The sequence below is a fragment of the Variovorax sp. P4_B11 genome, assembly GCF_056402355.1.
The window spans coordinates 26,718-39,409 of sequence record NZ_JBFUHO010000064.1; the positions used below are offsets into that span (position 1 = coordinate 26,718).

General features: G+C 67.8%; 14 protein-coding genes and 1 pseudogene. 11 read left to right on the forward strand and 4 right to left on the reverse strand.

Going from position 1 to position 12,692, the window contains the following annotated elements; all coding sequences use genetic code 11:
* Positions 1 to 9 precede the first annotated feature (9 nt).
* From rpsP to hisC, 7 genes are all read left to right on the forward strand, one after another.
* Positions 10 to 273, forward strand: a complete 264-nt coding sequence (gene rpsP / locus AC1DYD_RS34215; protein WP_028248676.1) for a 30S ribosomal protein S16 — start codon at positions 10 to 12, stop codon at positions 271 to 273.
* Positions 274 to 289: 16 nt separating this feature from the next.
* Positions 290 to 844 (forward strand): ribosome maturation factor RimM, encoded by a 555-nt coding sequence (gene rimM, locus AC1DYD_RS34220; RefSeq protein ID WP_478177184.1) that lies wholly within the window; start codon positions 290 to 292, stop codon positions 842 to 844.
* A 28-nt stretch (positions 845 to 872) separates the two neighbouring features.
* A complete protein-coding gene (gene trmD, locus AC1DYD_RS34225) occupies positions 873 to 1,619 on the forward strand; it encodes a tRNA (guanosine(37)-N1)-methyltransferase TrmD (protein ID WP_478177185.1) in 747 nt (248 codons plus the stop codon).
* Positions 1,620 to 1,730: 111 nt separating this feature from the next.
* Positions 1,731 to 2,114 (forward strand): 50S ribosomal protein L19, encoded by a 384-nt coding sequence (rplS, locus tag AC1DYD_RS34230; RefSeq protein WP_286368449.1) that lies wholly within the window; start codon positions 1,731 to 1,733, stop codon positions 2,112 to 2,114.
* Positions 2,115 to 2,280: 166 nt separating this feature from the next.
* Complete coding sequence (locus tag AC1DYD_RS34235; RefSeq protein WP_478177196.1) at positions 2,281 to 2,997, forward strand: CoA pyrophosphatase; 717 nt, start codon at positions 2,281 to 2,283, stop codon at positions 2,995 to 2,997.
* 45 nt (positions 2,998 to 3,042) lie between these two features.
* Positions 3,043 to 4,044, forward strand: coding sequence for a CobD/CbiB family protein (locus AC1DYD_RS34240; protein WP_478177186.1), 1,002 nt, complete (start codon positions 3,043 to 3,045; stop codon positions 4,042 to 4,044).
* A complete protein-coding gene (gene hisC / locus AC1DYD_RS34245; RefSeq protein WP_478177187.1) occupies positions 4,041 to 5,123 on the forward strand; it encodes a histidinol-phosphate transaminase in 1,083 nt (360 codons plus the stop codon). The genes AC1DYD_RS34240 and hisC overlap by 4 nt, the downstream gene beginning before the upstream one ends.
* Positions 5,124 to 5,126: 3 nt before the next feature.
* On the opposite strand, the gene rsgA is transcribed toward hisC, so the two are convergent.
* Genes rsgA through AC1DYD_RS34260 form a run of 3 tightly spaced genes read right to left on the reverse strand, consistent with a single transcriptional unit; the run spans position 5,127 to position 7,711 of the window.
* Positions 5,127 to 6,068, reverse strand: coding sequence for a ribosome small subunit-dependent GTPase A (gene rsgA, locus AC1DYD_RS34250; protein ID WP_478177188.1), 942 nt, complete (start codon positions 6,066 to 6,068; stop codon positions 5,127 to 5,129).
* 21 nt (positions 6,069 to 6,089) lie between these two features.
* A complete protein-coding gene (locus tag AC1DYD_RS34255) occupies positions 6,090 to 6,425 on the reverse strand; it encodes a 4a-hydroxytetrahydrobiopterin dehydratase (RefSeq protein WP_478177189.1) in 336 nt (111 codons plus the stop codon).
* 14 nt (positions 6,426 to 6,439) lie between these two features.
* Positions 6,440 to 7,711, reverse strand: a complete 1,272-nt coding sequence (locus AC1DYD_RS34260) for a M48 family metallopeptidase (RefSeq protein WP_478177190.1) — start codon at positions 7,709 to 7,711, stop codon at positions 6,440 to 6,442.
* Between the two features lie 118 nt (positions 7,712 to 7,829).
* Between AC1DYD_RS34260 and orn the strand changes: the two genes are divergently transcribed.
* The 4 genes from orn (at position 7,830) to AC1DYD_RS34280 (ending at position 12,250) form a co-directional block, all read left to right on the forward strand.
* The gene (gene orn, locus AC1DYD_RS34265; RefSeq protein WP_478177191.1) at positions 7,830 to 8,417 is read left to right on the forward strand and encodes an oligoribonuclease; all 588 of its coding nucleotides are present in this window, start codon (positions 7,830 to 7,832) and stop codon (positions 8,415 to 8,417) included.
* A 220-nt stretch (positions 8,418 to 8,637) separates the two neighbouring features.
* Positions 8,638 to 10,530, forward strand: coding sequence for a DEAD/DEAH box helicase (locus tag AC1DYD_RS34270; RefSeq protein WP_478177192.1), 1,893 nt, complete (start codon positions 8,638 to 8,640; stop codon positions 10,528 to 10,530).
* Between the two features lie 195 nt (positions 10,531 to 10,725).
* Positions 10,726 to 11,691, forward strand: a complete 966-nt coding sequence (locus AC1DYD_RS34275) for an AraC family transcriptional regulator (protein WP_478177193.1) — start codon at positions 10,726 to 10,728, stop codon at positions 11,689 to 11,691.
* Positions 11,692 to 11,821: 130 nt separating this feature from the next.
* Positions 11,822 to 12,250 carry a cyclophilin-like fold protein gene (locus tag AC1DYD_RS34280; RefSeq protein WP_478177194.1) on the forward strand — a complete coding sequence of 143 codons (429 nt, stop codon included), beginning with the start codon at positions 11,822 to 11,824 and terminating at the stop codon, positions 12,248 to 12,250.
* A 133-nt stretch (positions 12,251 to 12,383) separates the two neighbouring features.
* Here the strand turns inward: AC1DYD_RS34280 and garD are convergent.
* Positions 12,384 to 12,692 (reverse strand): annotated as a pseudogene (garD, locus tag AC1DYD_RS34285) (galactarate dehydratase); the annotation flags it as partial.

The window sequence follows — 12,692 nt, forward strand, 5'->3', positions numbered from 1 at the left end:
GGATAAATCATGGTCGTCATTCGACTCTCCCGCGGCGGTTCCAAAGGCCGTCCGTTCTTCAACATCGTCGTGTCGGACAAGCGCGTTCGCCGCGATGGCCGTTTCATCGAGCGCCTGGGTTTCTACAACCCGACCGCCAAGGAAAACGAGGAAAGCATCCGCATCGCCCAGGACCGCCTGACCTACTGGAAGAGCGTCGGCGCCCAGGCCTCGCCCACGGTCACCCGCCTGATCAAGCAAGCCGCCGCCGCGGCCCCCAAGGCTGCAGCCTAAGACTGCCGGCCAGGCGATGCTGCCCACCCTCGAAGCCGCCGAATTGCCGGCGGATGCGATCGAAGTCGGGCGCATCGCCGATGCCTGGGGCATCAAGGGCTGGTTCAAGGTCCTGCCCCACAGCGCCGAGCCCGAGGCGCTTTTTTCTTCCAAGCGTTGGTTGCTCCAGCCTCCGGGCGCCGCGGGCGGCCGCGCGTTCCGGCTCGCGATCCGCGAAGCCAAGGAACATTCCGATTGCATCGTCGCCTCGTCCGAGGACGTGCCCGACCGCAATGCGGCCGAGGCGTTGCGCGGTGCGCGCGTGTTCGTTCCGCGCTCGAGCTTTCCGACCGCCGGCGATGACGAGTACTACTGGGTCGACCTGATCGGCCTGGCGGTGGTCAACCGCGAGGGCGTGGCGCTCGGCACCGTCCGCGAACTGCTCGCTTCCGGCCCGCAGACCACGCTGGTGCTCGATGCGCAGGAGGACGGCAAGCCGGTCGAGCGCATGGTGCCTTTCGTTGCCGTCTTCGTCGACAAGGTCGACCTCGCGGGTCGACTGATCACGGTCGACTGGCAGCCCGACTACTGAGCCGTCCAGGCCGGGCCTCGGTGCCGCCATGCGCTTCGACGTCATCACCCTTTTTCCGGAGCTGTTCGCGCCCTTCCTCGCGAGCGGCGTGACCCGCCGCGCCTACGAATCGAAGCAGGTCGAGGTGGTGCTGTGGAATCCGCGCGACTACGCCGAAGGCAACTACCGGCGCGTCGACGACCGGCCCTTCGGCGGCGGCCCCGGCATGGTCATGATGGCCGAGCCGCTTGCGGCCTGCCTCGATGCCGCGCTGGCCGCCCGCGGCGCGCCGGCGCCGGTGCTGCTGTTCTCGCCGATCGGAGAGAGCTTGCGCCACGAGGCGGTCGAGCAATGGGCGGGCGGCGAGGGCGCGGTACTGGTCTGCGGCCGCTACGAGGGCATCGACCAGCGCTTCATCGATGCCCGCGTCACGCACCAGTTGAGCCTGGGCGACTTCGTGCTCTCGGGCGGCGAGATCCCGGCGATGGCGCTGCTGGATGCGGTGGCACGGCTGCAGCCCGGCGTGCTCGGCGACGAGGCCAGCCATGTGCAGGACAGCTTCAATCCGGCGCTCGACGGCCTGCTCGACTGCCCGCACTACACGCGGCCGGAGCAGTGGCGCGGCGAAGGCGTGCCGGCGCCGCTGCTGTCGGGCCACCATCTGCAGATCGAGCGCTGGCGCCGCGATCAGCGGCTTGCGATCACCCGCGACAAGCGGCCGGACCTGATCGAGGCGGCCAGGCGCGCTGGCCGGCTGAGCGCCCTCGACGAAAAGACGCTCAAAAAAAAGCTATAATCTTTGGCTTCCCGATCCTCTGCCCGGCCGCGCCGAGCCCAGTGGTTTCAATTCAACTGGACTCGAACGGCGCCTTTTGTGTAGCGCGGACATGATCGAACACAGGAAAAAATGAACCTCATCCAGACTCTCGAGCAGGAAGAAATCGCCCGGCTCAACAAACAGATTCCCGATTTCATGCCCGGTGACACGGTCATCGTCAGCGTGAACGTCGTCGAAGGCACCCGCAAGCGTCTGCAGGCCTACGAAGGCGTCGTGATCGCCAAGCGCAATCGCGGCCTCAACAGCGGCTTCATCGTGCGCAAGATCTCCAGCGGCGAAGGCGTGGAACGCACCTTCCAGACCTACAGCCCGCTGATCGCCAAGATCGAAGTCAAGCGCCGCGGCGATGTCCGCCGCGCCAAGCTGTACTACCTGCGCGAGCGCAGCGGCCGTTCGGCACGCATCAAGGAAAAGCTGCCGGGCAAGGCCCCGTCTGCAGCGGCCGCGCAGTAAGCAGCGAGCCCTTGCCGTGCAGAAAGCCGCCGCTCCAGGCGGCTTTTTGCATTGGTGCCGCAAGACGGCGCCCTGTTCGTGACTTTGTTGCGTGTCCCGCGCCGAACATGCGGGCCTTTTGCGTTTTACTCGTCGAGTTCCTTCATTGACCACTCCACCGCCGGCCATGCGCGCCTCTCCCGTCGAAGTCATCAACGCCGTCGTTCCGCCGGCCTTGCAGTCTTTCGACCCGCGAGAGGTGCCCGCGATCGGTGTCGACAGCGGCCTGCCCGCGGTCGACCCGGCGCGGCTGGGCGCCAGGGCCCTGCGCGAACGCTTCGCCGCGCCGCCGGACTGGACGCCCGAACTGCGCCGCGAGCCGCGCTTGTTCGACCGCGCGCCGGCGCAGGCCGCGGTGCTGGTGCCGATCGTGATGCGCGACGAGCCGACGGTGCTGCTGACCGAACGCAGCTCGCACCTCAAGAACCATTCGGGGCAGGTGGCCTTCCCCGGCGGGCGGGTCGACCCCGAGGACGCCAACATCGCCGCCGCCGCGCTGCGCGAGGCCTGGGAGGAAGTCGGCCTGTCGGCGGACTACATCGAGATCCTCGGCAGCCTGCCGACCTACACCACGGTCACCTCCTTCATCGTGACGCCGGTGGTCGCCCTGGTGCGGCCGGATTTCGAGTTGAACCTCAATCCCTACGAGGTCGAGGAGGCCTTCGAGGTGCCGTTCGCCTTCCTGATGAACCCCGCCAATCATCGCCGCCACGTCCTGGTCGGCGACGACATGATGTCGCGCGAGTGGCTGTCGATGCCCTACCAGGACGGGCCGGACGAGCGCTTCGTATGGGGCGCGACCGCAGGCATGCTGCGCAACCTGTACCGGTTCCTGAGCGCCTGAGCGCGCCCTCGCGGGCCGGTCTCCGGAGGGTTCTAGAATCCTTTGATGAGCTTCTTTGCGATCCTCTGCGCGTTGCTGATCGAGCAGGTGCGTCCGCTGGCGTACCACAACCCCGTCTACGGCGGCGTGCTGGCGTGGACGCGCTGGACCAGCCGCAACTTCGACGCCGGCAAGCCGCACCACGGATGGGTCGCGTGGAGCCTTGCGGTGGGCGTGCCGACGCTGCTGGCCCTGGCGGTCCACTGGGCGCTGGTCCTCACGCTGGGCCTGCCCTTCGCCGTGCTCTGGAGCATTGCGCTGCTCTACGTCACGCTGGGCTTCCGCCAGTTCAGCCATCACTTCACCGGCATCCGCGATGCGCTCGACGAAGGCGACGAGCCGCTGGCGCGCTCGCTGCTCGCCCACTGGCAGCAGGTCGACGCCGCCGACCTGCCGCGCAGCGAGATCGTGCGCCACGTGATCGAACACTCGGTGATCGCGGCGCACCGGCACGTGTTCGGCGTGTTGGCCTGGTTCTCGATTCTCGCGGCCATCGGCCTCGGCCCGGCCGGCGCGGTCTTCTATCGCATGAGCGAGTTCGTCTCGCGCTACTGGGCCCACAAGAACGGGGCCTCGATGCAGCCGTCCAGCATCTGGGTGCAGCAGGCCGCGGCGAAGGCCTGGGGGCTGATCGACTGGCTGCCCGCCCGCATCACGGCGCTGGGCTTCGCGGTCGTCGGCAGCTTCGAGGAGGCGATCGACTGCTGGCGCAACGACGCCCGCCGCTTTCCCAACGCCAACGACGGCGTGATCCTCGCGGCCACCTCGGGGGCGGTCAACGTCAGCCTCGGCGGCGGCACCCTGAGCGCGGTGCCGCTCAACGATCCGTTGTCGCGCGCCCAGGCCGGGGACTCCTTCGCCGGCGGGCCGGCGCCCGATGGCGGCAGCACCCCGGGCCGCGAGCCCGAGCCTGCTCACCTGCGCAGCGTCGTCGGCCTGGTCTGGCGTTCGGTCGTGATGTGGATGGTGCTGCTGGCGCTGCTGACGCTGGCCCGGCTGCTCGGATGACCCCGGCCTTCTGGAGCCCTCGCATCGCGGCGCTCGAACCTTATGTGCCGGGCGAGCAGCCGCGGATCGCCAAGCTGGTCAAGCTCAACACCAACGAGAACCCGTACCCGCCGTCGCCGCGGGCGATCGATGCCATTCAGCGTGCGGCGGAGGCTGGGCTGGAACTCTATCCGGACCCCGAATCGACCGTGCTGCGCGAGGCGATCGCGGTGCGCCATGGCCTCGACAGCCGGCAGGTGTTCGTCGGCAACGGCTCGGACGAAGTGCTGGCGCACGCCTTCTTCGCCTTCTTCCAGCAGGACGCGCCGCTGCTGCTGCCGGACATCACTTACAGCTTCTACCGCGTCTACGCGCAGCTCTATGGCATTGCCTGCGCGCTGCAGCCGGTCGACGCCGCGCTGCACATCGATGCCGACGCGCTCGCGGCGCGGGCGTCGGCGGGCTGCGGCGGCATCGTGGTCGCCAATCCGAATGCGCCGACCGGCGTCGGCCTGCCGCTGGCGCAGATCGAGAAGCTGCTCATGGCCTGCCCCGATCGGGTCGTGCTGGTCGACGAGGCGTACGTCGATTTCGGCGGCCGGAGCGCCTTGCCGCTGATCGCCCGCCATCCGAACCTGCTGGTGGTGCAGACGCTGTCGAAGTCGCGCTCGCTGGCCGGACTGCGCGTCGGCTTCGCCTGCGGCCAGGCGCCGCTGATCGACGGCCTGCGGCGGGTCAAGAACAGTTTCAACTCCTATCCGATCGACCGGCTCGCCAGCGCCGGCGCCGTGGCCGCGCTCGAGGACGAGGCCTGGTTCGCAAAGACCCGCGACGCCGTGGTCGACACCCGCGAAGGCCTGGCGCTGCAGCTCGAGGACCTCGGCTTCGAAGTGCTGCCCTCTCAAGCCAACTTCCTGTTCGTGCGCCACCCGGCGCACGACGCGGCGTCTCTCGCGGCGGCACTGCGTGCCCGTGCCGTGCTGGTGCGCCATTTCGCGCAGCCGCGCATTGCGCAGTTTCTGCGCATCAGCGTCGGCACGCGCGAGCAGTGCGGGGCGCTGGTCGATGCGCTGGGCGAGATCCTCGACGAATCGCGGTAGCGATCAGTATCGGGTTTGGCTGAGTTCGGCGAACAGCTCGCCGTAGATCCGGTAGCGCGAGGCGCTGATCGCGCCTTGGTGCGTCGGCGACTCGACCTGCGCGATGACGCCGCAGCCCGGCTCGTGCAGGTGCGTGCAGTTGTAGAACTTGCAGTCGGTCGCCTGCCCGGCGATGTCGGGCATCAGCTGCGCGAGCTGCATCGGCTCGATGTGGTGCAGCCCGAATTCCTGGAAGCCCGGCGAGTCGATCAGCGCGGTGGTGCGCGCCGCATCGACCCAGTACCAGGTGGTGCTGGTGGTGGTGTGCTTGCCCGAGTTCAGGGCCTGCGAGATCTCGCCGGTCAGGGCACTGGCGCCGGGCACCAGCAGGTTGATCAGCGTGCTCTTGCCGGCGCCGGAGGGGCCCAGCACCAGCGTGACCTTGCCCGCGAGCAGTTCGGTCAGTTCGGCATGGCCCGCCCCGCCGTCGGCCCTGAGCGACATCGGCAGCACGCGATAGCCCATGCGGCGGTAGGGCTCGAGCCGCTGTGAGGCCCGTTCGAAGGGGACCGCCAGGTCGCTCTTGTTGAGCGCGATGACCGGCGTGATCCGCTCGGCCCCGGCAGCGATCAGCGCGCGGGTCAGCTGGGTCTCGGAGAACTCGGGCTCGGCCGCGATCAGGATCAGCACCTGGTCGAGGTTGGCGGCGAAGGACTTGGTGCGGATCTCGTCCTGGCGGTAGAACAGGTTCTTGCGCGGCAGCACTTTCTCGATCGTGCCCTCGTCCTCGCTGGCCTGCCACTGAACGCGGTCGCCGACCAGGGCCTGGCTCTTCTTGCCGCGCGGATGGCAGATCAGGCGTTCGCCTTCGGGTGTCTCGACCAGGCAGTGGCGGCCATGGCCGGCGACCACCAGCCCATCGCGCAAGGCAGCGCCGGCGCTGCCGCCGCGCTGTTGCTTAGCCAAGGCGGCGGTCCATCGGGCGGCTCAAGAAAGCAGCGCGTCGGCCTGCGCCGCGCACCCGAAGTCGGTCGCCGTGAGTCCGCCGACGTCGTGCGTGTTGAAGCGCACCACGCAGCGGTTGTAGTGCACTGAAAGTTCCGGATGGTGGTCCTGGCGGTGCGCCACCAGCGCCAACGCGTTGACGAAGGCGAGGGTCTCGAAGTAGTTGGCGAAGCCGAAGCTCTTCTCGATCGCGACGTCCTTGCCATCGCCCGTGAGCTTCCAGCCCTCGAGGCGGGCCAGGCCGGCCACGATCTCGGTGGCGCTCAGCGCCCGGCGGGCCTCGGTCTTCCAGTCCTTGATCTTCAGCATGCTGTTCATGGTCGTGTTTCAGGTCAGGCCGAGGTCATGCGCGCGAGGCGCTCGGAGGCCGGCGGATGCGAATAGTAGAACTTCACGAAGAGCGGGTCGGGCGTCAAGGTCGACGCGTTGTCCTGATAGAGCTTGAGCAGGGCAGCAGAGAGGTCGGCGCCGCTGGTCTGCGCGATCGCATAGGCGTCGGCCTCGAACTCGTGCCTGCGCGAGACCAGCACCGGCAGCGGCGCGACAAAGAAGCCGAACACCGGCAGCGCCAGCATGAAGAGCAGGATCGCCAGTGCGTCGTTCGGCGCCGCCAGGTTGGGCTGAACGCCCAGGCCGGTGTAGAACCAGGTGTGGGCCGACAGCCAGCCCAGCAGCGCGAAGCCGGCCAGGCTCAAGGCGAACATGGCCGCCATGCGCTTCATCACGTGCTTGTGGCGGAAGTGGCCCAGCTCGTGCGCCAGCACGGCCTCGACCTCGCCGGCATTCAGTTGACGCAGCAGCGTGTCGTAGAAGACCACGCGCTTGCTGGCGCCGAAGCCCGTGAAATAGGCGTTGGCATGCGCGCTGCGGGTGCTGCCGTCCATCACGAACAGGCCCTTGGCCGCGAAGCCGCAGCGCTGCATCAGCGCATTGACGCGCGCCTTGAGCGCGGCATCTTCGAGCGGCTTGAACTTGTTGAAGATCGGCGCGATGAAGGTGGGATAGACCAGCATCAGCAGCAGGTTGAAGCCCATCCAGGCGCCCCAGGCCCAGAGCCACCAGAGCTTGCCGGCGGCGCCCATGAGCCAGAGGATCAGCGCCGCGATCGGCAGGCCGATCAGCGCACCGAGCAACAGGCCCTTGGCCGCGTCCGCGAGCCACAGCCGCCAGGTCATCTTGTTGAAGCCGAAGCGCTCCTCGAGCCTGAAGGTCTGCCACAGCGTGAAAGGCAGCTCGGCCAGGCCGCCGATCAGCGCGAAGGCGGCCAGCAGCGCCAGCTGCTGCCACATGCCGCCACCCAGGGCGTCGAGCAGCAGCCGGTTCAGCAGGTCGAGGCCGCCGAACAGGGTCCAGGCCAGCAGCACCGCGGCGCCCCAGGCCATCTCGATCAGGCCGAAGCGGGTCTTGGCGACGGTGTAGTCGGCCGCCTTCTGGTGCGCGGCCAGCGTGATGGCCTGCTGGAAGGCGGGCGGCACGGCGTTGCGGTGGCGCGCCACATGGCGCACCTGGCGGCTGGCGAGCCAGAACTTCATGGCCAGGCCCGCGACCAGCGCGAGCGCGAAGGCCATCGTGAGGATGAGGGAGGCGGGCAGGGGGCTGGACATGCCGGCGAGTTTAGCCCGCGCCTTTCCGGGCCCAGGCGCCCGGCGTCCGGTCGGCCTGCTGGCATCAGGGACGTCCGGCGCGAGGGTCGGGGCCGGGGCCATCGACGACAATCGCCCGATGCCAGAAACCACCGAACCGACCGCGCCCGCCACGCTCAAGAAGAGCGACCAGAACCTCGTCTGGCTCGATTGCGAAATGAGCGGCCTGGACCCCGAGAAAGAGCGCCTGCTGGAAATCGCGGTGGTCGTCACCGGGCCCGACCTGACGCCGCGGATCGAGGGGCCGGTGCTGGTGATCCACCAGAGCGACGAGCTGCTCGACGCCATGGACGCCTGGAACAAGGGCACCCATGGCCGCAGCGGTCTGATCGACAAGGTCAAGGCTTCCACCGTCGACGAAGCCGAGGCCGAAAAAGAGCTGATCCAGTTCATCTCGCGCTACATCCCGAAGAACGGCTCGCCGATGTGCGGCAACACGATCGGCCAGGACCGCCGCTTCCTGGTCAAGTACATGCCCAAGCTGGAGGCCTACTTCCACTACCGGAACCTCGACGTGAGCACGCTGAAGGAGCTCGCCAAGCGCTGGAAGCCGGCGGCCTACAACAGCTTCAAGAAGCAGCAGGCCCACACGGCGCTGGCCGACGTGAACGAGTCGATCGATGAACTCGTGCATTACCGGGAGACCTTTCTGAAGCTTCAGGATTGAAGATTAGGTAAAAACCCGAGTTCATGCGATAATCGACGGCTTCGCTGAAGAGCTTTCAGCGTTTCCTTGCATCTCCCTATCTTGCACATCGCGCCCGAGTAACTGAACTACGGGCCGCAGCCCCGACGAGAGTCGACGGCTGAACGTCGTTGGATGGTTGATGTTTTCACCACCCGACGGGGCGCCGCCTACGGCAGCGCTCGCGTTTGAGATTGAATCAATGACCGACGCTTTTGAAGCGCAGGGCGAGTTCGCGCCTGTGCAATCCGATGATTTCGCTGTTGCCGCCGTGACCAGCGAGTCGCTTTCCATTGCCAACGATGCCCCCGAGCTCGAGGCCCTCGACGCCATCGAGACCGCCGCCGAGCCGAAGCTGCCCAACGGCTTCATCAAGCTGGGCCTGGCGCCCGAGCTGATCGCCGCCGTGGAAGACCTGGGCTTCACCCAGCCGACCACCGTCCAGGAGCAGGTGATCCCGCGCGCCATGACCGCCAGCGGCGGTGCCGACGGCGCCACCCGCTTCGTCGACCTGATGGTTTCGAGCCAGACCGGCAGCGGCAAGACCGCCGCCTTCCTGCTGCCCGTGCTGCACACGCTGCTGCAGCGCCAGGCCGAGGCCGAGGCTGCCGCCAAGGCCGAGTTCCAGCGCCTGGCCGCCGAAGCCGCCGCGCGCGGCGAAGCGCCGCCGAAGAAGCCGAAGCGCAAGGACCCGACCAATTCGCGCCATTTCAAGGCCGCCACGCCCGGTGCGCTGATCCTGTGCCCGACGCGCGAGCTCGCCCAGCAGGTGGCGCACGACGCCATCGACCTGGTCAAGCATTGCCGCGGCCTGCGCATTGCCAACGTGGTGGGCGGCATGCCCTACCAGCTGCAGATCGCCAAGCTGCAGAACGCCGACCTCGTGGTCGCCACGCCGGGCCGCCTGCTCGACCTGCAGCGCTCGATGCAGATCAAGCTCGACCAGGTCAAGTTCCTGGTGGTCGACGAAGCCGACCGCATGCTCGACCTCGGCTTCTCGGACGACCTGGCCGAAGTCAACCAGCTGACGATCGAACGCCAGCAGACCATGATGTTCAGCGCCACCTTCGCGCCGCGCATCCAGCAGCTGGCCCAGCGCGTGATGCGCGAGCCGCAGCGCGTGACCATCGACAGCCCGCAGGAAAAGCACGTCAACATCAAGCAGAGCCTGTTCTGGGCCGACAACATGCAGCACAAGCGCAAGTTGCTCGACCACTGGCTGCGCGACACGACCATCAACCAGGCGATCGTGTTCGCCAGCACGCAAGTCGAATGCGACGGCCTCGCCAACGACCTGCAGCAAGACGGCTTCAGCGCCGTGGCGCTGCACGGCGCGCTGAGCCAGGGCCTGCGCAACCGCCGCCTGATGGCGCTGCGCCAGGGCCAGGTGCAGATCCTGGTGGCGACCGACGTGGCCGCGCGCGGCATCGACGTGCCGACCATCACGCACGTGTTCAACTTCGGCCTGCCGATGAAGGCCGAGGACTACACCCACCGCATCGGCCGTACCGGCCGTGCCGGCCGCGACGGCCTGGCGATCACCTTCGCCGAGCAGCGTGACCGCCGCCGGATCTTCGACATCGAGGGCTACACCCGCCAGCAGTTCAAGTCCGAGGTGATCCCCGGCCTCGAGCCGCAGCAGCGTGCGCCGCAATCGCGCCCGCAAGGCGACTTCGGTGGCCGTGGCCGCGACAGCCGTGACAACCATTCGCGCGACCGCAAGTTCGGTGGCGGCGGTGGCCATCGCGGCGGCAACGCCGGTGGCTTCGGTGGCGGCGGCAGCAGCTACGCGGGCGCCAGCGGCTTCAACGACCGCAATGCACGCGGCCCGGGCGCCGGTGCGCCGCGCGGCTTCCAGAATGCGGGCAATGCCGGTTTCGGCGGTGGCCGCGATGAAGGTGGCGGTGGCTACGGCCGCAAGCCGGGCTGGGGCGACAGCGCCCCCCGCGGCGGCTTCGACAATGCCCCGCGCGGTGGTTTCGGCGGCGGCGCCGGTCGCGGCGATGGCTTCGCGCCGCGCGGCCATGCTGGCGGCGGCAAGGTCTTCGTGCCGCGTGACGCGCAGAAGCCGCGCGGCTTCAAGCCGACGCGCTGAGCCTGGAGCGGCTCTTGCAGCCGCTCGCGTTCCCCGAACAAAGCCCGCATTCGTGCGGGCTTTGTTGTTTCTGGGGGGGCGCCCGGCACGCAATGCGAACCCACCCTTGCTGGATCGTTGACGATGTTTGCACGATCCTCCGGCGGCTTGAAGAGAGCCGAGACAAATCGCGGCGGGATGCATAAGCTTCAGGCCATGCAGACATCCACCCCCCACGCACTGCGCAGCGATCGTCCCGTCGATCAGCTGCAGACCACCGTGATGAGGGCCGAGCTCGCCGCGATCATCGACCGCGTCACCGGCACCGACGGCGCGCACGAGACGGCGATACCGCGCCTCACGCTGGCCCGGGCGTCGCAGATGCAGCATCCGGTCCACGCGATGCACGAACCCGCTTTCTGCGTGCTGGCGCAAGGCAGCAAGCGGGTGCTGCTCGCCGAAGAGGTCTACATCTACGACAGCAGCCAGTACCTGGTGGTGGCGCAGAACCTCCCCGTGTCGGGCCAGGTGGTCGACGCATCGCCCGACGCGCCCTACCTCGGACTGCGGTTGAGCTTCGACGTCAAGGACATCGCGGCCCTCGCCCTGGAGCTTCAGCTCGGCGAGACCTTCCCGACGCGGGCGTCGCAACGCGGCATCTTCACCGGCGAGCTGTCGACCACGTTGCTGGATCCGGTGCTGCGAATGCTCAAGCTGCTGGATTCGCCCGAAGACGTGCCGGCGCTGGCGCCGCTGATCACCCGCGAGATCCTGTACCGCCTGCTGAGGTCGCCCGACGGCTGGCGGTTGGCCCAGATGGCCGTGGTCGACAGCCACAGCCAGCGCATCGCGCATGCCATCAGCATGCTTTCGCAGCGGTTCCAGGAACCGCTTCGGGTCGAAGACCTGGCGGACGAGGTTCACATGAGCGTGTCGTCGCTGCATCAGCACTTCAAGGCCGTCACGGCGATGAGTCCGCTGCAGTTCCAGAAGCAGCTGCGGCTGCAGGAGTCGCGGCGCATCATGATCAGCGAACACGTGGATGCCGCCACGGCGGGGCACCGCGTGGGCTACGAGAGCCAGTCGCAGTTCAACCGCGAGTACAGCCGCTTCTTCGGTTTGCCGCCGGCGCGCGACGTCAAGCGCCTGCGCGAACTTCAACTGGGCCGCAAGAGCGCCTGACCGGACGAGTGCAGCGCTGCCGTCGGCAGCGGCCGAATTTCCAATCCGATCGCCACATCGGCGATGCCGATGGTCGGCATCCCGTGGAGGGCGTTCGCCCTTTCGATGGGCTCCACGCTAGAGGTCAATCATGAAAATCCATCTGAAACTGAATGGCAAGGTGATTCCGGCGACCTTGGCTGACAACGAGGCGGCGCGGGAATTCACTGCCATGCTGCCGCTCACGATCACGATGCACGATCTCTTCAACAGAGAGAAGTTCGGTCCGCTGCCCGGCGCCATCTCGGGCCGAGGCACGCGGACTCGGGCCTATGAGGTCGGCGACATGATCTGCTGGGCGCCCGGCCCCGACCTCGCGATCTTCCATCGCCACGACGGCCAGAAGATCAGAGGCGGCTTTCATGTCCTCGGCAGGCTCGATGGCGATGCGCAGGAGTTCCGTGTCCCCGGCCCTCTGAAGGTGAGCATCGAAGTGGCTGCGGAAGACAGCGGACAGGCCGCTGCCGCCCGGCAGAGGGCCTGGGCCGCAAACGGGCCAGCAAGGGTTTTAGTCGGTTGAGGACAGAGCAAAACTGCTGCGCAGTTCTTGGTCTGTCCCGCAAGGTCTCAGTCGGTTGAGGACAGAGCAAAACTGCTGCGCAGTTCTTGGTCTGTCCCGCAAGGTCTCAGTCGGTTGAGGACAGAGCAATGTCTCATGTCACCGGTGCCGGGTTGAACAGCACCAGTGCGTTGTGCAGCCTCCACTGCTCGGCCCAGGTCTTCGTGCGGCCGCTGGCCACTTCGAGCATCAGCCGGAACAGCTCCCAGCCGATGTCTTCGATGCTTGCCTCGCCGTCGGCGATGCGGCCGGCGTTGACGTCCATCAGGTCGTGCCAGCGGCGCGCCAGGTCGCTGCGGGTGGCGACCTTGATCACCGGCACCTCGGCCAGGCCGTAGGGCGTGCCGCGCCCGGTGGTGAAGACATGCAGGTTCATGCCGGCGGCCAGCTGCAGCGTGCCGCA

Bases quoted from the DNA above. Each gene is read 5' to 3' on its own strand.
- trmD (WP_478177185.1), top strand. From the start codon at position 873: ATGCGCTTCGACGTCATCACCCTTTTTCCGGAGCTGTTCGCGCCCTTC.
- AC1DYD_RS34280 (WP_478177194.1), top strand. From the start codon at position 11,822: ATGAAAATCCATCTGAAACTGAATGGCAAGGTGATTCCGGCGACCTTG.
- AC1DYD_RS34260 (WP_478177190.1), bottom strand. From the start codon at position 7,711: ATGTCCAGCCCCCTGCCCGCCTCCCTCATCCTCACGATGGCCTTCGCG.
- rpsP (WP_028248676.1), top strand. From the start codon at position 10: ATGGTCGTCATTCGACTCTCCCGCGGCGGTTCCAAAGGCCGTCCGTTC.
- AC1DYD_RS34235 (WP_478177196.1), top strand. From the start codon at position 2,281: ATGCGCGCCTCTCCCGTCGAAGTCATCAACGCCGTCGTTCCGCCGGCC.
- orn (WP_478177191.1), top strand. From the start codon at position 7,830: ATGCCAGAAACCACCGAACCGACCGCGCCCGCCACGCTCAAGAAGAGC.
- AC1DYD_RS34240 (WP_478177186.1), top strand. From the start codon at position 3,043: ATGAGCTTCTTTGCGATCCTCTGCGCGTTGCTGATCGAGCAGGTGCGT.
- rplS (WP_286368449.1), top strand. From the start codon at position 1,731: ATGAACCTCATCCAGACTCTCGAGCAGGAAGAAATCGCCCGGCTCAAC.
- rimM (WP_478177184.1), top strand. From the start codon at position 290: ATGCTGCCCACCCTCGAAGCCGCCGAATTGCCGGCGGATGCGATCGAA.
- AC1DYD_RS34255 (WP_478177189.1), bottom strand. From the start codon at position 6,425: ATGAACAGCATGCTGAAGATCAAGGACTGGAAGACCGAGGCCCGCCGG.
- AC1DYD_RS34270 (WP_478177192.1), top strand. From the start codon at position 8,638: ATGACCGACGCTTTTGAAGCGCAGGGCGAGTTCGCGCCTGTGCAATCC.
- AC1DYD_RS34275 (WP_478177193.1), top strand. From the start codon at position 10,726: ATGCAGACATCCACCCCCCACGCACTGCGCAGCGATCGTCCCGTCGAT.
- hisC (WP_478177187.1), top strand. From the start codon at position 4,041: ATGACCCCGGCCTTCTGGAGCCCTCGCATCGCGGCGCTCGAACCTTAT.